At 45.2% G+C, this 20,492-nt stretch carries 21 protein-coding genes and 1 pseudogene; 15 read left to right on the forward strand and 7 right to left on the reverse strand.

Annotated features, from left to right (window positions below; translation table 11 throughout):
• The 4 genes from QUB26_RS19555 to QUB26_RS19570 all read left to right on the forward strand — a co-directional run.
• Window positions 1–4,114: glycosyltransferase (locus QUB26_RS19555; protein WP_333319300.1), on the forward strand; the 4,114-nt coding region annotated here is incomplete at its 5' end.
• Window positions 4,115–4,252: 138 nt separating this feature from the next.
• Window positions 4,253–4,981 carry a class I SAM-dependent methyltransferase gene (locus tag QUB26_RS19560; RefSeq protein ID WP_333234976.1) on the forward strand — a complete coding sequence of 243 codons (729 nt, stop codon included), beginning with the start codon at window positions 4,253–4,255 and terminating at the stop codon, window positions 4,979–4,981.
• Window positions 4,982–5,125: 144 nt separating this feature from the next.
• A complete protein-coding gene (locus QUB26_RS19565) occupies window positions 5,126–6,406 on the forward strand; it encodes a glycosyltransferase family 4 protein (RefSeq protein WP_333101594.1) in 1,281 nt (426 codons plus the stop codon).
• Window positions 6,407–6,522: 116 nt separating this feature from the next.
• Window positions 6,523–7,158 carry a DUF1802 family protein gene (locus QUB26_RS19570; protein ID WP_333319302.1) on the forward strand — a complete coding sequence of 212 codons (636 nt, stop codon included), beginning with the start codon at window positions 6,523–6,525 and terminating at the stop codon, window positions 7,156–7,158.
• Here QUB26_RS19570 and QUB26_RS19575 read toward each other — a convergent pair.
• From QUB26_RS19575 to QUB26_RS19590, 4 genes are all read right to left on the reverse strand, one after another.
• A complete protein-coding gene (locus QUB26_RS19575; protein ID WP_333241578.1) occupies window positions 7,145–7,795 on the reverse strand; it encodes an ABC transporter permease in 651 nt (216 codons plus the stop codon). The two genes, QUB26_RS19570 and QUB26_RS19575, sit on opposite strands and share 14 nt — an antisense overlap.
• Before the next feature lie 33 nt (window positions 7,796–7,828).
• Window positions 7,829–8,290, reverse strand: coding sequence for a DUF29 domain-containing protein (locus QUB26_RS19580; RefSeq protein WP_333241580.1), 462 nt, complete (start codon window positions 8,288–8,290; stop codon window positions 7,829–7,831).
• A 52-nt stretch (window positions 8,291–8,342) separates the two neighbouring features.
• Window positions 8,343–9,098: an ATP-binding cassette domain-containing protein gene (locus tag QUB26_RS19585; protein WP_333241582.1), complete on the reverse strand. Its 756-nt coding sequence runs from the start codon at window positions 9,096–9,098 to the stop codon at window positions 8,343–8,345.
• Window positions 9,099–9,173: 75 nt separating this feature from the next.
• Entirely contained in the window at window positions 9,174–9,731 is a 558-nt protein-coding gene (locus tag QUB26_RS19590; protein ID WP_333241584.1) for an NUDIX hydrolase, read from the reverse strand.
• Between the two features lie 252 nt (window positions 9,732–9,983).
• On the opposite strand from QUB26_RS19590, the gene QUB26_RS19595 reads away from it, so the two are divergent.
• Complete coding sequence (locus tag QUB26_RS19595; RefSeq protein WP_333053531.1) at window positions 9,984–10,256, forward strand: hypothetical protein; 273 nt, start codon at window positions 9,984–9,986, stop codon at window positions 10,254–10,256.
• A 562-nt stretch (window positions 10,257–10,818) separates the two neighbouring features.
• On the opposite strand, the gene QUB26_RS19600 is transcribed toward QUB26_RS19595, so the two are convergent.
• Window positions 10,819–11,250, reverse strand: coding sequence for a hypothetical protein (locus tag QUB26_RS19600; protein WP_333241586.1), 432 nt, complete (start codon window positions 11,248–11,250; stop codon window positions 10,819–10,821).
• A gap of 267 nt (window positions 11,251–11,517) precedes the next feature.
• Here QUB26_RS19600 and QUB26_RS19605 point away from each other — a divergent pair, with 267 nt between their 5' ends.
• The 6 genes from QUB26_RS19605 to QUB26_RS19630 all read left to right on the forward strand — a co-directional run bounded on the left by QUB26_RS19605 (window position 11,518) and on the right by QUB26_RS19630 (window position 15,459).
• Entirely contained in the window at window positions 11,518–11,691 is a 174-nt protein-coding gene (locus tag QUB26_RS19605) for a hypothetical protein (protein WP_333241588.1), read from the forward strand.
• 68 nt (window positions 11,692–11,759) lie between these two features.
• Window positions 11,760–12,671, forward strand: coding sequence for a GTPase Era (gene era / locus QUB26_RS19610; protein WP_333241677.1), 912 nt, complete (start codon window positions 11,760–11,762; stop codon window positions 12,669–12,671).
• Window positions 12,672–13,107: 436 nt separating this feature from the next.
• The gene (locus QUB26_RS19615; protein WP_333241590.1) at window positions 13,108–14,661 is read left to right on the forward strand and encodes an ATP-binding protein; all 1,554 of its coding nucleotides are present in this window, start codon (window positions 13,108–13,110) and stop codon (window positions 14,659–14,661) included.
• 237 nt (window positions 14,662–14,898) lie between these two features.
• The gene (locus QUB26_RS19620; RefSeq protein WP_006634608.1) at window positions 14,899–15,129 is read left to right on the forward strand and encodes a DUF433 domain-containing protein; all 231 of its coding nucleotides are present in this window, start codon (window positions 14,899–14,901) and stop codon (window positions 15,127–15,129) included.
• A 44-nt stretch (window positions 15,130–15,173) separates the two neighbouring features.
• Entirely contained in the window at window positions 15,174–15,269 is a 96-nt protein-coding gene (locus QUB26_RS19625; RefSeq protein WP_333241592.1) for a hypothetical protein, read from the forward strand.
• 28 nt (window positions 15,270–15,297) lie between these two features.
• Entirely contained in the window at window positions 15,298–15,459 is a 162-nt protein-coding gene (locus QUB26_RS19630) for a DUF5615 family PIN-like protein (protein WP_333241594.1), read from the forward strand.
• Here the strand turns inward: QUB26_RS19630 and QUB26_RS19635 are convergent.
• Window positions 15,401–15,544 (reverse strand): annotated as a pseudogene (locus QUB26_RS19635) (hypothetical protein); the annotation flags it as partial. The gene QUB26_RS19630 and the pseudogene QUB26_RS19635 sit on opposite strands and share 59 nt — an antisense overlap.
• 104 nt (window positions 15,545–15,648) lie before the next feature.
• Window positions 15,649–16,353: a Crp/Fnr family transcriptional regulator gene (locus QUB26_RS19640; protein WP_333302647.1), complete on the reverse strand. Its 705-nt coding sequence runs from the start codon at window positions 16,351–16,353 to the stop codon at window positions 15,649–15,651.
• Window positions 16,354–16,514: 161 nt separating this feature from the next.
• Here QUB26_RS19640 and QUB26_RS19645 point away from each other — a divergent pair, with 161 nt between their 5' ends.
• From QUB26_RS19645 to QUB26_RS19660, 4 genes are all read left to right on the forward strand, one after another.
• Window positions 16,515–18,833 (forward strand): nitric-oxide reductase large subunit, encoded by a 2,319-nt coding sequence (locus QUB26_RS19645; protein ID WP_333319304.1) that lies wholly within the window; start codon window positions 16,515–16,517, stop codon window positions 18,831–18,833.
• 48 nt (window positions 18,834–18,881) lie between these two features.
• Window positions 18,882–19,595: an alternative oxidase gene (locus tag QUB26_RS19650; protein ID WP_333319306.1), complete on the forward strand. Its 714-nt coding sequence runs from the start codon at window positions 18,882–18,884 to the stop codon at window positions 19,593–19,595.
• A 193-nt stretch (window positions 19,596–19,788) separates the two neighbouring features.
• The gene (locus QUB26_RS19655; protein ID WP_333319308.1) at window positions 19,789–20,028 is read left to right on the forward strand and encodes a type II toxin-antitoxin system VapB family antitoxin; all 240 of its coding nucleotides are present in this window, start codon (window positions 19,789–19,791) and stop codon (window positions 20,026–20,028) included.
• A gap of 155 nt (window positions 20,029–20,183) precedes the next feature.
• Window positions 20,184–20,438 (forward strand): DUF2281 domain-containing protein, encoded by a 255-nt coding sequence (locus tag QUB26_RS19660; RefSeq protein WP_333319310.1) that lies wholly within the window; start codon window positions 20,184–20,186, stop codon window positions 20,436–20,438.
• Window positions 20,439–20,492: the final 54 nt, after the last annotated feature.

A 20,492-nucleotide genomic window follows, 5' to 3' on the forward strand; every position in this document is an offset into this window, starting at 1 on the left:
ATCGCAATTTCAAACAGCTTTAGCAAAAGTATTAGAATTAGAAGCAGACTTAGGGCAAACTCAGGTACAATTTGAAGAAACTGAATTTATATTGCAGCAAAAGTTAGCTGAGTTAATTCAGTTAGAAACAGCACAAAGTCAAAATCAGGAAAGATTAAAGGATACTCAGGAAAAATTAGAACACTCCCGCCTGGAAAATGAAAAGTTTCGGGCAGAACTTGCTATAATCAAGTCTTCAATAGGGTGGCAACTGAGAGAAAAGGTGTGGGAAGTTCAGCGCCAAATCCGCGACTTGTTCCCTAAATTTATTTTTTCCTTAGATCGACCAACTACTTGGCAAGTTTGTGATTCCAAGCTGCTAATTGTGGGCTGGGTTTTTAACCAAAAAAGAGAGACTACAGCAGTCCGCGCCAGAATTAAAGACCAGAGTTTCGCAGGCGTTTACGGCCTAGATAGAAGTGATATAGCGCTAGCACAATCTAATATTCCGGCTGCGAAGAAATCAGGTTTTACAATTGAATTGGAAGCGCCTGCGGGACGGCACGAAGTGCTACTGGAAGCGCAAGATGAGCGAGGTAAATGGCATTTGTTGGCAGCTTATCCGTTGTTAGTTTCCACGATTCAAGCATCGTTAGATGTACCAGTAGTGTGGGAACAGCGTCAGGGTCAAATTTTGTTTGCAGGTTGGTGCTGCCACCACGATCGCAAAATTGCTAAATTAAGCTTGTTGTGCGGCGATACTTCTGTAGAATGCGCCTACGGTTTACGGCGAAAAGATGTCGGCGAAGTGTTTCCTGACTGGGTTAACAGTTCGGAAAGCGGTTTTGAGGCCCTTGTCGATTTGCCGCCAGGGGAATGGCACGTTTCTCTGCAAGCTGAGTTAGAAACCGGGGAAATTTTGTCTTTTCAAGCGCCGAAAAAATTGACAGTGCGGCGCTACCATATCTGGCAGCGAAGTGCAGATAAGTTTGAGGAGTTATCAAGGTTGACAGCCGCCATTCAGCAGCGGGCGAGGGAGAGAAAACAGCGTCTTGGGAGAATTGTGCCCTTGCCCTGGGAAATTGTGAAAGTGCTCCGCCAGTTGGGGAAGATTTATCGGCAGCAAAAACAGTTTACTGCGCCGGGAGATTTACTACCACCTGCGGGTTTTGTGGTGCCTCAACCTATTGATAGATATGACGCTTGGCTGGAGGTGAATCAGTGGAACGATCGCGCCCGCGATTATTTGATTTCTCGGTTAAAATCCTGCCGGCAACCCCTGCCAAAAATTTCGGTAGTAATGCCAGTTTACAACCCGCAGATAGATTTTCTCGAAAGTGCGATCGACAGCGTAATCAATCAAGTTTATCCAAACTGGGAACTCTGCATTGCCGACGATTGCAGCACCGATTTCACTGTTGCTGACACTTTGAAAAACTGGGTTCAAAAGAACGATCGTATCCGCATCACATTTCGCACAGAAAACGGCAACATCAGCGCAGCAACCAACAGCGCCGCCGCCCTCGCAACAGGCGACATCATCCTGTTTTTAGACAACGACGACGAACTAACTCCCGACGCATTAGCCGAAGTAGCCCTATATTTTGCCACCCATCCAGCCACAGATTTTCTCTATTCCGACGACGACAAAATCGACACCAAAGGTCGCCGATTCGCCCCGCAATTCAAACCAGAATGGTCGCCGGAACTGCTGCTTTCCTATATGTATCTCGGTCATTTGTGCGCCGTGAGAAGACAGATTTTTGAACAAATAGGCGGCTTACGGATAGGTCTTGAAGGCTCGCAAGATTACGATTTTGCCTTGAGAGCCACCGAAATTTCTCGCCACGTCGCGCACCTGCCGTTAGTGCTGTATCACTGGCGAACTGCACCCGGTTCTACAGCCATATCTGGGGCAGCGAAACCCGCCAGTTTTTCCGCAGGTCAAAAAGCCATTCAAGACGCACTAAACCGCCGCCAAATTAACGGCAATGTCGCTCAGCACGCATGGGCGATTAAAGAAAATTTGGGCATATTTGCCCAGGATTTCCCGGATAACGGCCCATCAGTAACGGTAATTATTCCTACTAAAAATCAGCTCAACTTGCTGAAATCATGTCTGGATTCTCTAGAAAATACAACATACAAAAATTATCAAATTGCCGTTATCGACAACGAAAGCGACGACCCGAAAACTCTGGAATATTTAAAGCAATTAAATTGCCAAGTTTTGCATATAAAAAATCCTGGGGGCAAGTTTAGTTTTGCAGCAATTAACAACCGCGCTGTCGAACAAGTTGACAGCGAATATGTATTGTTTTTGAACAACGATACTGAAGTAATTAACCCCCGCTGGCTGAGTCAAATGGTGGGATACGCTCAAATTCCCGCTGTGGGTGCAGTCGGCGCGCGGCTGTTATATCCCGACGGCAGAATTCAGCACGCGGGCGTAATTCACGGGCTGCATCACGGTTTGGCGGGTCATGCTTTTAAGCTGATGGACAAGAATAATCGAGGCTATCTTTCTCAAGCGATGGTAACGCGAAATTACTCTGCGGTAACAGCCGCTTGCACGATTACTCCACGTCAATTGTTCTTAGAATTGGGCGGTTTTGATGAGGAGAATTTTGCTGTTGCTTACAATGATGTAGATTACGGATACCGATTGTTAGAACGGGGTTATCGGTGCGTATATTGTCCCGATGCGGAGTTGTTGCACAAAGAGGGAACTTCTAGGGGTTTTACCGACAATCCTCAAGAAGTGGCGGCTTTTAGACGCAAGTATGCGGGCAAAAATGACAGTTTTTACAGTCCTCACTTGTCTTTAGAAGATGAGTATTTTCATATTCAACCCCGACGGGTTTTTATGAAGGAAGAAGGTTCGGCAACGGATTTTGTAACGGATGTAACGGATGTCAGAAATAAGGAAGAATTAGAAGGTGCTGAGTGTGGTTTGTTATCAGTAGCAAACAGTTCTATCCATCCTATCAAAGTTTTGATGTGCAGCAATTCGCTGGATTTCACTGGTGCGCCGCTGCATCAGTACGAAATCGCGGTGAAATTGGCGGCTGAGGGTGTGATTAAGCCGATCGTACTTTGCGTAACAGACGGGCCCCTGCGTCAAGCTTACGAACAGCAGGGAATTGAAGTAATTGTGCGCGACAATCCTCTCGAACACATCTACCAGCGCGATGCTTATGATGAAGCCATCCGCAGTTTTAGCACAGAAATTGCCAGTTTAAAAGTAGATGCAATTTATGCCAATACTTTAGAAAACTTTTTCGTAGTTGATGCCGCGCGGCAAATCGGAATTCCTACAGTGTGGAACGTGCACGAAAGCGAACCTTGGCAAACTTATTTTAACAGGTTTGGTTCGGAGATTGCGGCGAGAGCTTTAGAGTGTTTTCGGTTTCCTTACAAAGTTATTTTTGTAGCGGATGCCACGCGGGAAAGGTATTTACCTCTCAACAGCCACCACAATTTTACAGTGATTCACAACGGCTTAGATTTAAGCAAATTGGAAAATTCGGAGAATTCTGAATTGGCTAGAAAAACTTTAGGTGTTGCAGCGGAAGATGTGGTAATTTTGCTGCTGGGAACCGTATGCGAACGCAAAGGACAGCAGGATTTAGTTAAAGCACTTTCACTTTTACCTGACAAATGGCACAATAAAATTAGGTGTTTTATTGTGGGCGATCGCCCCAGTATTTACAGCAATAAATTAGCCGATTTAGTGGGGGAATTGCCAGCAGAGTTGCGGCAAAGAGTGACAGTAGTCCCGGAAACTGGCGAGACGGGAAAATATTACAAAGCGGCTGATATTTTTGTTTGCACTTCTCGCGTCGAAAGTTTTCCCAGAGTGATTTTGGAGGCGATGGCCTGCGATTTGCCAATTGTTACATCGCCGGTTTTTGGGATTAAAGAACAAGTGAGACCTGGAATTAATGGTTTGTTTTATACGCCCGATCGCCCGGACGAATTAGTTGCAGCTTTGATTAGTTTATTGGAGGATAAATCTTTGCGCCAGCAGTTGGCTGACAACGCTAAATATGTCTTGGATTCACTTAATACTTTTGAGGAAATGACTCAAGCTTATGCAGAGATTTTCTGCGAAGCATATTTCAGCCGTCATTAGTCATTTTACAGTGCCAGCATCCCCGCCAGTGAAGGGCAGTAACTCACCTCCTAAACTTTTGGCAGGATTTAATATAATTTGCCAAGAATTGCGGAACATATTGAAAATTGAGCCATCAATACTATAAAATAATCAAAAATGAACGATGAAAAAATGACCGATCGCCCAAGAGTAGATTATGAAAGGGCCTGGGACAGTTACGCCCAACAGTGGCAAAAAACTAATGCCGAACTTGCCCATATTGGCGATGAATGGATAGGTAAAGCTGCCGGTGCCGCCAACTCCTTAGCCGAATACGAAGCGCTAATAGAACAGCAATTTATTGCACCGTACATCAAAAAAGAACATACGGTTTTAGAAATTGGTATCGGAGGCGGAAAAACAGGTTCGCTGCTGCTGAAATATTGCGATCGACTAATTTGTGCCGACATTTCCAGTCAAATGCTGCAAGCGGCGCGATCGCGCTTGGGAGACGATCGCGTTTCTTACGTCAAACTCGACGGTTTAACATTAGACGGCATCGCTCCCGGTTCAGCCGATGTCTGCTTTTGTTACGATACAATGGTACACGTAGAGCCGGTAGATATATTCAACTACCTGACTCGAATTCCCAAACTGCTGCGGGGCGATCGAATTTGCGTGTTTCACCACACAAATATTTTTAGCGAATTAGGGTGGCAAAAATTCGCCAGCGAGTGGGACAAAAACTTGCTAGGGCACCGAGACGGCACAGCATTTTCAGTTATGACTGATACAATTATGGAAAAATTTCTCCATCATTTAAACTATGAAATCATCCTGAAAAATACATCTTCAGTACCGCGAGATTGTGTCTGGATCTGCAAAGCACCAACCCCCAATGAATAAAATCAAAGCTTTTTAGCCGCCTCAAAATATTTTCTTCCAACTAACAACAGTCAACAGACAACAGTCAACAGACAACAGACAACAGTCAACAGTCAACAGAAAACAGTCAACAGTCAACAGTCAACAGTCAACAGACAACTGACAATGAAAGCATTATTTCTCCATCCCAACTTCCCCGCCCAATACCGCCACATTATCACGGCTTTAGGCGCAGATCCCAAAAATCAAATTGTTTTCGGCACTAAAAACGAGCGCCCAGAGTGGAACATTCCCGGCGTTCGCAAAGCAGCATTTACCCCCAGCCGAGAACCCCACGCGCAGACTCACCAATACGTCCGCCCTTTAGAAAGTGCCGTCATCTACGGACAAGCCGTATTTAGAATGGCAGAACAACTCAAAGCAGACGGTTTCGTACCCGATATTATCTGCGGACATTCCGGTTGGGGGCCGACATTGTTTGTCAAAGAAGCTTTTCCAAATACGCCGCTTTTGTGCTATTTCGAGTGGTTTTATCATGCTATTGGTTCCGACGCAGATTTCGACCCAGCGGAACCTTTAACAGTTGACGATATGGCCAGAATTAGAATCAAAAATGCGCCGATTTTGATCGATTTATATTCTTGCGATTGGGGTTTATCACCCACTTATTGGCAGCGATCGCAATTTCCGCCAGAACTACAACAAAAATTATCCACACTTCACGACGGCGTAGATACCGATTACTTCAAACCCGACCCCGGTGCTAAACTAATTTTGCCTAACTTAGACTTGTCGGGCGTTGATGAAATTGTCACCTACGTCTCACGGGGAATGGAACCTTACCGGGGCTTTCCCGAATTCATTGAGTCGATCGCCTATGTGCAAGAACGCCGCCCCAACTGTCACGTCGTCATCGTTGGTTCAGAAAGAGTTTGTTATGGTCGTTCTTTACCCAACGGCGAGTCTTACAAAGACTATATGCTCAAAAAAGTACCCCTAGATTTGTCGCGAGTTCACTTTGTCGGGCCCCTACCTTACGGACTGTATTTAAAAGTAATTCAAGCATCCGACGTACACGTTTATTTGACCAGACCTTTTGTGCTATCGTGGTCGATGATTGAATCTCTATCCACCGGATGTTTAGTAATCGGTTCCGACACAGGGCCAGTCAGAGAAGTTATCCGCGACGGAGAGAACGGTTTGCTAGTCGATTACTTCTCACCGAAACAAGTAGCCGATCGTATTGATGAAGTTTTAGACCATCCTACCCGCATGGCAGACATTCGCATCAAAGCCCGTCAAACCGCCCTAGAACGCTACAGTTTAGCTAAAATGCTGCCGCAACATTTACAACTGATCGAGCAAGTAGCAAATCGTTCCATGCCGCCTACAGTTGGTATGGAACCCGAACGGGAATTAGCAGCATCTTTTGCAGTGAGAATTTAGCAATAAAGGGTAGTCCTGCATAGTCAGGACTACGCCAATTTTAACAGGAAGAAATGGCTGTACTTGCTTGAAAGTAACCATTTTTGTTACTATTGTTAAAACCCAAATAAATTCCCATGAAATCAACTACTAGGGCGCTGAAAGAATGGAATGTAGCAGTTAATGCTTTGGAACAAGGTCAAACCATTGTGCTGTTGCGGAAGGGGGGAATTCGCGAGCAAGCAGGACAGTTCAATGTCACTGACAAACAGGTTTTGCTGTATCCAACTTTTGAACACCAACAGCCGGGTTTATTAAAGCCGGAGTTTGCACATCAAGTCAAGACTGTCGAATCTGGCTGGCATCCTGAAGTTATTAGAATTGGTAGTTGGGCGGAGATTACTGATGTTTTTTTGGTAGCTTGGGAACCGGCAATTACTGCGCTATTTCCGTACCATATTTGGAATGAAAGTTTTGTCAGCGATCGCCTGAAATGGAAACAAGCTCAGCCAATTTATATTTTATTGCTGCGGGCTTATCGCCTTGCAGAAAGCCGCGAAATTCCCTACACTCCTGAATACGGCGGTTGCCGTTCTTGGATCGATTTGGCAGATGCTATTTCGCTGGAGGGAAGCCAAGCTGTTTTGAGCGATCGAGAGTACATTGAACGCTCAAATGAAATCCGCAATCTGATAGCCAATCCTGCGAATGCTTCTGGTTCGCAGAGAGTGACAACGCTGACGGAAGGTAGTCAGGATTTTACTCCTCATTAATAGTTTTTAAGGTACTTTTCGAGAGGCGCGCTTCTACCCAACCCAGCCCAAAATCCGCAGCTAATGCCATTACAGCGGCCGGAATTGCCCCTGCCAAAAGTAACTGATTGTTGACGGTAGCAACGCCACGAAAAATAAACACCCCCAAGCCACCCGCGCCAATTGCAGCGGCGATTGTAGCGAGTCCGATCGCAATTACCGCAGCAACTCGCACCCCCGCCAGAATCACGCCCAGTGCCAGGGGAATTTCCACTTGCCATAACAGTTGCATATCCGTCATCCCCATGCCTCTTCCCGCTTCCGTAATCGCTGGATCGACGCCGACAATACCAGTATAAGTATTGCGGATAATTGGCAGTAAAGAATACAGAGTGAGGGCGATAATTGCCGTGCGATCGCCTATTCCACCCACTACCGGCACCGGGATTAGCAAGCCAAACAAAGCTAAACTGGGAATTGTTTGCATAATATTAGCAAATCCCAAAATAGGCTTTTTCAATTTTGGTTTTCTCGTAGCTAAAATTCCCAGGGGCATCCCCACAATAATAGCTATAAAAATTGCAACAGTTACTAAATATAAGTGTTCAGTTGCGCGCTGAATTATCTCAGCGCCATAGCGGTTGATAAAAATTATCATTGGGTAATTGGTTATTGCTGATTGCTGTCAACCTTATAAATCATTTTCTATTTCAGGACTTGGTTCACCAGGATAGAAGCGAGATTCCAGAATTTCCTCTAAGCTGTAAAGGCAATTTTGAGGAAATGTTTTGAGAGGTAAATCGGTTTCTCCTACTGCCAAATCTCTACCATTTTGATAAGCTTCTGGGAAAGCTTCTTGCAAGTAAGGTTTCAGACTTGGGTTATCCTGTATCAGTCTCTGAGTGTCCCGCCGCTGCACTCGAATTGTAGACAACCAGCTACGACTGCGCTGCTGGGGCTGATATTGCCACTTCAGCAAATGTCCCAGCAAAATGCTCAAACGATTTCTAAGTTCTTGACGTTCCTGTTTGCCCAAAGATTCAATCTCCTCAATTAAATTTGGCAAGTCAAGTTGACTCCACTGACACTTGCGAAGTAACTTGGCTTGTTCTTGCGTCCAAGCATAGAAGTCTGTCTCGTAAAGACTGTGCATCGTTTGATTATCAGCTTAGTTACTAAAACTATATTATCAAATTTTTGCTAAATTATTCAAATTTAGCTACTTGCAAACATTCAAGAAATGCCCCAGCTTCTGGATGCTGAGATTTGAGAAAATCATCAGGTGTTGCCAATTCAACCAACCGTCCGTCTTGCATCAAACCAATTCTAGAAGCTAACAAAAAAGCTTCTTGAATGCCGTGAGTTACAAAAATCACAGTTTTGCCAAGTTGCTGCTGCAATTGACCAAATTCTCGCTGCAATTCCAGACGAGTAATCGGGTCTAAAGCACCAAACGGTTCGTCCATTAACAATATCGGAGGGTCAGCGGCCAGTGCTCTGGCGACGCCTACCCGCTGCCGCTGTCCGCCGGATAACTGATGGGGATAGCGTTTGGCGAAGTGCTGGGGGTCGAGGTTGACTAATTCTAACAGTTGGCGGACGCGAGACTGAATACGATCGCCCTCCCAACCTTCTAATTTCGGCACTAAACCGACGTTTTGCTCGACGGTAAAATGGGGAAATAAACCGATTTCTTGAATCACATAACCAATTTTTCGGCGCAGTTGAATTGGGTTCCACTGAGTTGTCGGTTTTCCCATCACAAGAACTTCGCCGCTGCTTGGCGTTAGTAAATTGTTAATCAGTTTCATGGTAGTAGTTTTGCCACTCCCGCTGCGTCCCAGCAATACTAAAACTTCTCCTTGCAGGACTTTGAAATTGAGTTTGTCTACTAAATGCCTGCGGTTGAGACGATATGTAACGTCGAGGCATTCGACAGCAACTTCATTATTGAGAGGCATGATTAGTTCTGGTGATTTGGGTTTTCAGGAATTTAAAATCGGCGACCCTCGGAAAACAATTCCCAATTCTAAAATCTAAAATCTAAAATCGACTTGATTTTGCCATTCTAGCAATAAGGCTCGACATTGGAGGCAAGTTAATTTTTTAAGCAAGTCGCGAATTCCGTCTGGGGTGACAGGATATTCAGCACCGATAAGTTCGGGGTTTACTGTTGCTGTCGGGTGCAATTGTGCTACAAAACCGTAAAGTTTTTGATTTGAGAAGGAACTGTTTATTGCCCAGCCAATGGTATTGATCGGTTGGATGCGGGCGATCGCACTTTCGGTCACGCCTAGTTCTTTCTTGATTATAGCTGGAACGGCTGCTGCTGGCGTGGCTTCGGCTGGTACGCGACCGCCGGGAAAATCCAGGGTTGATTCTGCTACACCGGGGCGATACATCGGTCGGGGAAACAGCAATTTGTCAGCTTGAATGGTCAAGATTACAACTGAATCCGCTCTTTCTACTCGCCAATATTCTACTTTTTTTCCTTCGGTTGTTTCGAGATGTTCGGCGATTAGTTTTACCCAATGAGACTTGATCTCTACAAAGCGATCTAGAGTTTTCCACTGGGATTTTGCAGTTTGGTTCATGTCGGAATTTTTGAAATACATCAGATGTTGTTTGCTATGGTAGGCGATCGTTGCCGAGCGCAACAATAGCCGATCGACCTTTTCAGCTTTGAGCCCGTTTTTTCCTCTCGATTGTAAATTTTTGCTACAACCTTACACATTCGCCTAGATAATTCGGTAACATAGACTACATAATCAAAGTTTATCTGCGCCGTCGCTCTGGGTTGTTGCAACCCCGACCTGGTTCAGAGTCTTAGCCCAAAAGGAGTTGTGATGAAACTGCAAACAGATATTCGTACTTGGCAATCCCAACCAACGCCCGGAAGCTTCGCCAATGTCCGCGACTGGGAAAGATTTGGCTGCGCCGTACCTGCACCAAAATTGACTCCTTCTATGTGGGTTAAATTGTTCAACCCGCCAACCGCATTCAGCTTTGACGAAGCGTGGCTGTTGTGTGAATCTTCGGAAGAACAGTGGTTAGCTTGGATTCCTGATTATGGCGAAATTTTACTGAGTACACATGAATTTTGCGCTCCTAAATCGTGAATTACGCAGACAAAGTTTCATAAACCAGGTGTTAAAATCCATATCCCTCCGGTTCCACGGGATTTTTGGGAAACAAGCTGGTTTCTGCGTAATAATGTCGTTTGCAGTGAGGAATGCAAGTCCTTAAACCTTGATAAGGACTTGCATTCCTCACTACAAACCTCTTATATGATGTCGTTTCTGCCGATCATACAGCACTTTCCAGGTAAGTGAAGTACAGAGAAACCGGGTTTCTTGAATAAAACCGGTTTCTGGCGAGAAATCCAGAAGAAACCCGGTTTCTGGGGTGTACTTTATAAACCTGGAATCCGCTGTATAAGTCCTAATAGATATTAATTGAAATTTCGCCAACAAAAAGAGCAATAGAAAACCTATTGCTCTTTTTGTTCAAAAACACTCTCTAGTTTTTATCTTTAGATAGCGGAAGTTATATCAACTGGCTTCGATTGACCCCAATATTGCTGCGGTGACGGGTTTACTGTATCGATGCTTGCATGGGAGATATTGGTGAACCCGCCCTTACAGCAATTACGGTCAATTTAGCCCATGTGATATTGCTGGCTTATTTGCAAACTGCACGGTTATTTGCGTTTCTGACAATCGTGCCTACTCTACCATTAATCTGAATCGGGTTCTTAGTGCTGGCTCGAATCAAGAGTGGTTGTTTTGCCAGACATTCTCTGATTGATGCTGCCCAGGCGGTGAGAGCTCCGGTGTATTCTGTACGACCCGCTGGGGCGCGAAACTGATCGGTAATTAGGAAATCCGAGGTGATGCTAGTGTCAGTACCAACATTGGTAATAATGGGAAAATCAAAGGCTCTGGGCAAGGTTCTGTCCTGGATTCTGCCCGGTACTAACTGGTATTTCTTCGATCCACCCCTGTAGTCAATACCTGCTTGAGGGCTGGTGGGAGGGCTGGTTTGAGCTAAGGCGGGAACAGGCAAGCTTGCTACCAAAACGGTGCAGCAACTCCAAAATAATTTCGATTTCATTCGATTCATCTCCTCAACTTTATGACGATTAGCACTAATTTAGGTATGCTCAAAAGACACTAGCTTTTATTGAGAAAGCGCCTGATGATATTCAGCTTTTGAGTTTGAGTTCAACTTACCTAATTGATTACCAAACACCTTCAAAAATGTTAAAACTGGTTTGCCTGACCAACTGTAGAAAAGTTTCAGTTGAGTGAGATATGTACACATCTGAAGTTGTTACAGTATTGGGGAGTCGGTTTTACCAGAATGATTCATTTTTGAGCGATGTCATTGGAACTTTATCAAATTTTGTCTCAGATATCAAGTTTTGCCGATCGCGTATCCTGTTTTAACACTGGTTTGTGGCTCGATCGAGGTTTGAGTGTGGCGCGCTATACCAGGGCGAGAAAGATGGTAGAGTGCATCGATGGGCGTTTGAGTATTTTCAGGCGACAATAGACAGAGAAGGGGCTTGAAAATAGGTGATTTTAGTGGAAGATAGTAAATTTATCGACGTATCGGGCATTATGGGTGTTCCCGCGGCTCCGGCGGGTTACAAATCCGGCTTTGTGGGTATTGTCGGACGCCCGAATGTCGGAAAATCAACGCTGATGAATCAGTTGGTGGGACAGAAAATTGCGATTACTTCGCCGGTGTCTCAGACGACGCGTAACAGGCTGCGAGGCATCCTAACGACACCGGAAGCACAAATTATTTTTGTAGATACTCCCGGAATTCACAAGCCACATCACGAATTGGGCAAGGTTTTGGTGCAGAATGCCCGCACAGCGATTCAGTCGGTGGATGTCGTGCTATTTGTGGTGGATGGTTCGGTGGAATCGGGAGGGGGCGATCGATATATTATCGAAATTCTCAGCAATTGCAAAGTTCCGGTGATTTTTGGGATGAATAAGTTGGACGAACAACCGGAGGATTCTGTGTTGATCGATCGAACTTACGAGCAAATTGTCAATCCTGAGTGGCCTGTAGTGAAATTTTCCGCTCTCACGGGCGAGGGTGTCGAGCCGCTGCAACAATTGTTAATCGAACATTTGGAGGTTGGGCCTTATTATTATCCGCCAGATTTGGTGACTGACCAGCCGGAACGCTTTATTATGGGCGAATTGATTCGGGAACAGATTTTGCTGCTGACGCGAGAAGAAGTGCCGCATTCCGTAGCAATTGCGATCGACATTGTTCAAGAAGAAGCAAAAATTACTCGCATTCTGGCGACAATTCACGTCGAACGAGATTCCCAAAAAGGCATTTTAATCGGTAAAAGCGGCAGTATGCTCAAGTCGATCGGCAGTGCGGCCCGCGAACAGATTCAAAAGTTAATTGAAGGCAAAGTATATTTGGAGTTATTTGTCAAGGTGCAGCCGAAGTGGCGGCAGTCGCGCACTCGTTTAGCCGAATTGGGCTATCGCGTGGAAGAGTGAAACTTTGGCAGTTGGCAGTTGGGGTTCTTTCGTTCTTTAGAGCTCTTGCAAAACATCCTTTTCATCAATTGATGGGACGGGCAAGATGCCCGTCCCACAAGATTTATTTTTTCTTGTGGGATGGGCCCCAGAGCCCGTCCTAATTATTTTTGCAAGAGGTCTTTTAAATCAAGAATCGAGCACGACTTTCGCTCATAGGATCGCGAATTAAATAACTTACAATTTTAATTGTTATTGTGGGATGGGCGTCCCGCCCGTCCAAAAAGGACGGGCTTTCAGGCCCATCCCACAAACTTGTGGAAGTTATTTAATTCTCATTCCATAGAGAGTTTCATCTGGTACTGAGAGTCGGTACAAACCCCCGCTTAACAACTAGAACGCCATTCCAATAACAGTACAGTAAACTGAGAGCAGCCCCATTCGCCCCAGTTGACCTATGCCACGTTGGTTCAATACTGCTGGCCCTTGCCGCGATGACATCCACTATCTGCTTCCTGCGACCCGTCGCCTCCCTAGCCTGGAACGACTGATTGCTCAGCAGAACTATTTCGTCATCCATGCACCCCGACAAGTGGGGAAAACCACCGCTATGCTGGCGTTAGCCAAACAACTCACCAACAGCGGACAATACACCGCCGTGATGCTGTCAGTTGAAGTAGGCGCACCCTTCAGTCAAGACATTGCTGGTGCAGAAGAGGCTATTTTGGGGGCTTGGCGAGATAACATTTCCGTCCGTCTCCCACTCGAACTGCAACCGCCTGACTGGACAGCGATACAATCGGGGGGACAGAAAATTCGGGCTGCTTTACAAGCTTGGGCACAATCTTCTCCTCGTCCTTTGGTGGTTTTCATCGATGAAATTGACGCACTACAAGACCAAGCGTTGATTTCTATCCTGCGACAACTGCGCGATGGTTATCCCAATCGCCCGAAAGCGTTTCCGCAATCGGTGGGTTTAATTGGTTTGCGGGATGTTCGCGATTACAAAGTGGCTGCGGGGGGAAGCGATCGACTCCATACATCCAGTCCGTTTAATATTAAAGTGCGATCGATTACTCTGAGAGATTTTAATGCCTCAGAAGTCGCGGAACTCTACGCGCAACATACCCAAGATACCGGACAATTTTTTACACCTGAAGCCGTAGCCTTAGCTTTTGAACTGACTCAGGGACAACCTTGGTTAGTGAATGCTTTAGCTAAGGAAATTGTAGAAGAATTAGTGACAGATGAATCTATAGAAATTACACCAGAACATATTTTATCAGCTAAAGAAATTTTAATAAAACGGCAAGATACGCATTTGGATAGCTTGGCAGAACGACTCAGAGAAAACCGAGTCAAAGCCATTATCGAGCCGATGTTGGCGGGTTTGGAACTGGGCAATATCCCCAATGATGATATTCAGTTTTTAATCGATTTGGGTTTGTGTAAGATGGATGTTCTGGGTGGATTGACGATCGCCAACCCCATTTATCGGGAAGTTTTGCCCCGCGTCCTCACCGTAACGCCAATGGCTTCTCTGCCACAAATTGCACCGAGTTGGTTAACGGCCCAGGGGACATTAGACACCCAAGCGTTACTCAAAACTTTTCTCGCGTTTTGGCTACAGCATGGCGAACCGTTACTCAAAAGTGCATCTTATCCCGAAATTGCCCCGCATTTAGTGTTGATGGCATTTCTGCATCGGGTAATTAATGGTGGGGGAACATTGGAGCGAGAATATGCGATTGGACGCGACAGAATGGATTTATGTTTGCGTTATGGTGAGGTAACATTGGGAATTGAATTGAAGGTTTGGCGAACTCGGAAAGTCGATCCGTTGAGTAAAGGGTTGGAACAGTTAGATGGATATTTGGCTCGATTGGGACAAGATGAAGGGTGGTTGGTGATATTCGATCGTCGCGAGAATGCGCTTGAATTAGAAGAACGATTGAATACTGAAATTCATCGGACACCAATGGGGCGAACCGTTACAGTTATTCGTGCGTGAAGAAGTTCTGATGAATGTTTTGGTTCGGGCGATCGCCGAGAGTGTGCGATCGACTCTAATCTAAAATATAATTAAGAAGGGGTTGACATACACGATCGAGCTGCGGTATTACTCGATTATATCCAGTAGTGTACCGCAACTGCAATAGAATTATTCGATCGCGCACCCATGTAACAAGCTAGTATATCTAATCTTTTCGCCAAACCTCAAACGAGGAGATTCTCAAAACTTCCAACTATGAACTACCGAAACCACATCACGATCGAAGCAAATAAACGCGGTGGTAAGCCTTGTGTACGCGGCTTGCGAATTACGGTTTATGAAGTGCTTGAGTACCTGGCTTCCGAGATGACAGAAGCAGAAATTCTTGACGATTTTCCCGATCTGACGCGAGAAGATTTAAAAGCCTGTATTGCTTATGCTGCTGACCGCGAACGCCGGTTTATGACCGCGACCTTATCGGCATAAAATTACTTTTTGATGAAAACTTGTCGCCCAAGTTGCCGAATCGTTTGAGCGATATTTTCCCAAATTCGCTTCACGTTCGAGATGTGGGAATGAAAGCAACGATCGACCCAATAGTTTGGGATTATGCATTCATACAATAATTTGATGATTGTCTCGAAAGACGCGGATATGCACGACCTGAGCTTAGTATTTGGGAATCCACCGAAAGTTATTTGGCTTCGCCTGAGAAACTGTTCGACATTGCAAGTTGAAAATTTGTTACGTCGTAATTTTAACGCGATAGAATTATTTTATGAAGACGAGAATTTATCGCTGCTTGCTTTATCATAATACACCGAATCGAATTAGCGTTAGGGTAGGTAGTTTTTCCATGATTATTCCACCAATTTTTTAAAGCCTCACACGCCAATTCACTGGTATCTTTACTGTTTCATAATGTTATATATCCTATGTTTTGTTGAAAATCATAAATCCCATGTGGAATCACTTTTCCGTGACCTAAACTCCAAAATTCATGATCTAAAAGCGATCGCCCAACTCTACATTCTGACTCAACGCTTGTAGCCGATCGCGATCCAATAACTCAATCTGAGAACCATTGATCGTAATTAATCCTTTATCGTGGAGATGCGAGAATGCCCTAGAAAGGGTAGCAGAAATCGTCCCTAAAATAGCAGCTAGTTGAGTTTTAGTAACATCTAGATTAATAACTTGATCTCCATTAGCGCGATCGCTCAAATCTAATAAATAAGCCGCTAATCTTTGTGGCACTTCTTTAAACGACAGATCTTCCACCATCTGTGCCAATTTACGCGAACGGGTTGCCAAACTTGTCAGCATATTGATGGCGATCACAGGATATTGATGAAGTAAATCCAGAAAAGCTAACCGAGGGAAGAAGATTAATTCTGTGGATTCCAATGCGATCGCCGAAGCTGGAAAAGCTTTGCCATCAAAGGTGGCAACTTCGGCAAAGTAATCGCCTCTTTTTAATAAATGTAAAATGTGTTCTTTCCCATTGGATGCAGTCTTAAATACCTTAACACGACCAGCTTGGACAATGAAAAACCCAGTTGCATCACTGCCCTGATGGAAAATTGTCTCATCTTTTCCAAAGGTTTGCAGTTGAGCGATCTGAGCTAAAGGAATCAGTTGCTCTGCCGATAATCCTTGAAAAATCAGAATGTTTTGTAACCAGTTGCTCAAATCGACTCTATTTAACATCGTTTAGGGTAGTGAGGATGGTTGGAACAAAGCGCCGAGCTAGACAAGATAAACGTACTTGAGCATTTTTTAAGGTTGTTTTTGACTTAAGTCAAAGCATTATTAGGTTCTATTCTCCTATGCTATGTCGATAGGTACTTTAAAACCGAATTTATGGCTTTATGGCAAACCCAACCTTTGACAAAGTGGTGACAGCCCGCGCTCGTCCCCGTCAAATTAGCCTACCCGCTTGGCTGGTGCTAATTTGCATCGTCACTTTTTCAGTGCTGATCTTTGCAGGATCGGCGATTTACAAAAATGCACCACCGATTCCCGCTACTGTGGTGTCGCCGCAACAGGAAATCATTCTAACTCAAGCGAATATTGAAGCTGGGCAAGTAACCTATCTGGGTCGCGGTGGACAACATATTGGGAGTATTTGGGGGCACGGCAGTTACCTAGCTCCCGACTGGACAGCCGATGTCCTGCACCGTTGGGGTCTTGCTACTGCCGGACTTTTATATAACGGTAATTCCGATTTTAGTGAAGCCGATTTACAGGCTTTATCGGCAGTCGATCGCGCTACCCTCCAAGCGCAGGTACAGCAAGAATTTAAAACCAATCGCTATGAATCCGAGACTGGAGCCTTAACCCTAACTGCGGCTCAAACTCAGGGACTAACCAAGGTTTTTGATAGCTATAAAACTTTGCTATCCCAAGGCTCCAAGATTCATTCCATTCCTAGCGGTTGGTTTACTGACGACACGCAAATCCGTAATGTCACTGCTTTCTTTACTTGGACAGCTTGGGCCGCCGCCGCCGATCGCCCGAATGCACCATTTTCCTATACCGCCAACTTTCCCCACGATAACTTGATTGGCAATCAGGCTCCGGCTCAATTCTTGATCTGGTCAATTGTGTCGGTGATTGTTCTCATTGCTGCGATCGGTATATTTCTGTTTGTTTACATCACCCAAGAAGATAGCGAAGAAGTAATCGCTGTCGCCCATCGCCCCCTGATTCGGATTGCCACACCGAGCCAAAAAGTCACCACCCTCTTCTTTGGGGTTGCTATGACTTTGTTTTTGGTGCAAATGTTGATGGGAATGGTCACAGCCCATTACGCTGTAGAAGGCGACGGCTTCTATGGTGTGCCACTTCAGCAATATTTACCCTATGCCGCCTCACGGACTTGGCATTTACAACTAGCAGTATTTTGGATTGCCACCTGTTGGCTCGCCGCAGGGCTATATTTCGCGCCAAGGTTTGGTAAACATGAGCCGAAGTTGCAAGCTTGGGGCAATGGCGGTTTGTTAGTGGCTTTGACTGTCGTTGTTGTTGGTTCCTTAATCGGATCTTGGGCTAGTGTCCAAGGCATTATCGGCGGTGACAATAGTTTCTGGTTTGGACATCAGGGCTATGAATATGTAGAACTTGGTCGCCTCTGGCAATTATTGCTGATTGGTGGCATGGTGTTTTGGCTCTGGCTGATGTACCGCGCCCTCAAGCCTGCACTCAAGGCGGAAGGCGATAAAACGGGACTGAATCACTTCTTTCTCTACAGTGCGATTACGATTCCCCTGTTCTATGCGTCAGGGTTGATGTACAACAATCACACCCATTTGAGCATTGCTGAATATTGGCGTTGGTGGGTTGTGCATTTATGGGTAGAAGGTTTCTTTGAGGTATTTGCGACGGTAGCGATCGCCTATCTATGTAGCGAATTGGGCTTTCTAAAGCGCTCATCAGCCCTGAGAGCCACCTACATGACGACAATTCTCTATCTCGGTAGTGGCGTAATCGGCACGTTACACCATCTCTACTTTGCAGGAACACCTGTATTCATTACGTCGATGGGTTCCGTTGCTTCAGCCTTAGAAGTCGTTCCCTTGACCTTAATTGGCTTTGAAGTGGTGAAGTCGATGAAGCTATCCCAAGAAGCGCAAGGATTTTATCGAGTACCACTAAAATTCTTTATTGCCACTGCTTTTTGGAACTTAATTGGCGCAGGTGTCTTTGGTTTCTTAATCAATCCACCGATTTTCCTCTACTATTCCCAAGGACTAAATACCACGCCAATCCATGCCCATTCTGCACTTTTTGGTGTCTACGGCTCCCTGGCGATCGCCCTCATGCTCTTTGCCTTGCGTGAAATCACTCCCGATCGCGCTTGGGATGAGAAAAACTTCAATTTATCCTTCTGGTGGATCAATGGGGGGCTAGGCATGATGATGGTTTTCGGACTGATTCCTAATGGTTTTTATCAATTGGTACAATCTGTTAATCATGGCACTTGGTACGCTCGCAGTGCTGAAGTCATTGGTTCGGCATGGATGCAGTGGACAGTTTGGCTACGCATCCCTGGGGATATCGTCTTCTCGGTTGGTGCATTGATCCTTGTGTTTTGCGTGATTAAAGCGATCGTGGCTATTTTCCAACAGCCTACTCAAGCCCAACCCCTCGAAACCATTGCGGCTGAGATTCCGGTCGTCAGTCATTAGTTGCTCAATTGTTCAAATTATCTTTGGTATTTATTGAGGATTCAGTCAATGATTCGTTTCTTAGTTGGTATTCTCGTTTTTGTGATCAATGTAGTTTATGCCGATCGCCCTTATCCTCGGTTTTATGTGCTAGAAACTGTGGCCCGCGTTCCCTATTTCTCTTACCTTTCGGTACTCCACCTCTATGAAACCTTGGGTCTGTGGCGGAAAGCCGATTGGTTGAAAATTCACTTTTCGGAGTCGTGGAATGAGCTGCACCATCTGTTGATTATGGAATCACTTGGGGGATCAGCCTTTTGGGGCGATCGCCTTCTAGCACGAGCCACTGCACTCATTTACTACTGGATTATCATTTTGGTCTACATAGTGTCGTCCAAATCTGCCTACAACTTCATGGAACTTGTAGAGGGACACGCCTATGCCAGCTACGACAAGTTCCTAAATGCCGAAGCTGAAGCTCTCAAGCAACAGCCCGCACCAGATGTCGCTATCCAATACTATCGAGATGGCGATTTGTATATGTTTGAGGAGTTTCAAACAAGCAGTGCTAATGTATTCCGTCGTCCAACGATCGACAATCTCTATGATGTGTTTGTTGCCATTCGGGATGATGAAATGGAACACGTGAAAACAATGGTGGCTTGTCAGCAGCCGACTGCACAATTCTCGTTAGTCAGTCCCCATGCGATGCAGGCAGCTTCTACGCTAAAGGTTGAGTTAACTGAAAAGACCGATGCTGTGGAACTCAGTCCCTCGAAATAGGTAATTTGAACCCGTCGTTCTCTGGTATTAAAACGTTGGTATCGCCCTGTGTCTAGGGGCGATCGCGGCTTTTCTGATGGATGCTATTTCGGTGGTCTATCGACAACAGAAATCCCTGTGGGAGGAGATTTTCAAATGCCATTGAGCCAACTCAAGTCCAAAATCATTGATTTAGCAGAACGATTATAATCGGATGAAAGCGCGATCGATAAAACTCACCCCAAAAGCACGTATTAAAAGCACGATCGAAATCGATAACTCCCTCATCACCAATGCGCTCCAGGCGACTGGACTCACAGCACAAGAAGAAGTTGTCGAATTGGCCCTGAGCCTGCTGATCCAAATGAAAAACCAACAGAACCTCCGGGCGCTACGGGGTAAACTCGCCTGGGACGGCGACCTCGATCGCATGAGAACGAATACGGAACAATAGTAAGCCCAGGATTATTGTTGATTCCAGCGTCTGGATTGACTACTTTAATGGACAATCCACCCCACAAACCGATCGCCTTGACCTTTATTATCAGACTACAAAAAATGTTTGTGTAAATCGTTAAAATAGTACCAAAAACAACCAAGGAGAAACCCATGTTAACCCTAGAAATGGCAATCCAAAAAATCCAACATTTTTCCCCAGAACAACGCAATAAAGTTATTGAGTTTATCGAATTTCTAGAATTTCAAGCCAGCCAAACTAAAACGATAGAACAAAAAAAAGATGACTCCAATCAAGAACAATCCTTTTTTGAGCTAGCCGGAATCTGGGAAGAAAAAAATATCACTCTAGACGACATTCGCAAAGACGCATGGGGTAAAGAAAACGTGCGATTCGTTGTAATGTGAATCACGGTTCAAATCCGTACATAACATTACCAACCAACTCCAAAAAAGAAGGTT

This window comes from Microcoleus sp. B4-C1 (assembly GCF_036705285.1).
Classification (GTDB): Bacteria; Cyanobacteriota; Cyanobacteriia; order Cyanobacteriales; family Microcoleaceae; genus Microcoleus.

Coding starts and splice junctions, on each gene's coding strand:
- QUB26_RS19565 (WP_333101594.1), top strand. CDS start 5,126: ATGAAAGCATTATTTCTCCATCCCAACTTCCCCGCCCAATACCGCCAC.
- QUB26_RS19615 (WP_333241590.1), top strand. CDS start 13,108: ATGCCACGTTGGTTCAATACTGCTGGCCCTTGCCGCGATGACATCCAC.
- QUB26_RS19640 (WP_333302647.1), bottom strand. CDS start 16,353: ATGTTAAATAGAGTCGATTTGAGCAACTGGTTACAAAACATTCTGATT.
- QUB26_RS19605 (WP_333241588.1), top strand. CDS start 11,518: ATGTCATTGGAACTTTATCAAATTTTGTCTCAGATATCAAGTTTTGCC.
- QUB26_RS19630 (WP_333241594.1), top strand. CDS start 15,298: ATGCACGACCTGAGCTTAGTATTTGGGAATCCACCGAAAGTTATTTGG.
- QUB26_RS19590 (WP_333241584.1), bottom strand. CDS start 9,731: ATGAACCAAACTGCAAAATCCCAGTGGAAAACTCTAGATCGCTTTGTA.
- QUB26_RS19560 (WP_333234976.1), top strand. CDS start 4,253: ATGAACGATGAAAAAATGACCGATCGCCCAAGAGTAGATTATGAAAGG.
- QUB26_RS19595 (WP_333053531.1), top strand. CDS start 9,984: ATGAAACTGCAAACAGATATTCGTACTTGGCAATCCCAACCAACGCCC.
- QUB26_RS19570 (WP_333319302.1), top strand. CDS start 6,523: ATGAAATCAACTACTAGGGCGCTGAAAGAATGGAATGTAGCAGTTAAT.
- QUB26_RS19575 (WP_333241578.1), bottom strand. CDS start 7,795: ATGATAATTTTTATCAACCGCTATGGCGCTGAGATAATTCAGCGCGCA.
- QUB26_RS19650 (WP_333319306.1), top strand. CDS start 18,882: ATGATTCGTTTCTTAGTTGGTATTCTCGTTTTTGTGATCAATGTAGTT.
- QUB26_RS19620 (WP_006634608.1), top strand. CDS start 14,899: ATGAACTACCGAAACCACATCACGATCGAAGCAAATAAACGCGGTGGT.
- QUB26_RS19600 (WP_333241586.1), bottom strand. CDS start 11,250: ATGAAATCGAAATTATTTTGGAGTTGCTGCACCGTTTTGGTAGCAAGC.
- QUB26_RS19580 (WP_333241580.1), bottom strand. CDS start 8,290: ATGCACAGTCTTTACGAGACAGACTTCTATGCTTGGACGCAAGAACAA.
- QUB26_RS19645 (WP_333319304.1), top strand. CDS start 16,515: ATGGCAAACCCAACCTTTGACAAAGTGGTGACAGCCCGCGCTCGTCCC.
- QUB26_RS19585 (WP_333241582.1), bottom strand. CDS start 9,098: ATGCCTCTCAATAATGAAGTTGCTGTCGAATGCCTCGACGTTACATAT.
- QUB26_RS19655 (WP_333319308.1), top strand. CDS start 19,789: ATGAAAGCGCGATCGATAAAACTCACCCCAAAAGCACGTATTAAAAGC.
- QUB26_RS19660 (WP_333319310.1), top strand. CDS start 20,184: ATGTTAACCCTAGAAATGGCAATCCAAAAAATCCAACATTTTTCCCCA.
- era (WP_333241677.1), top strand. CDS start 11,760: ATGGGTGTTCCCGCGGCTCCGGCGGGTTACAAATCCGGCTTTGTGGGT.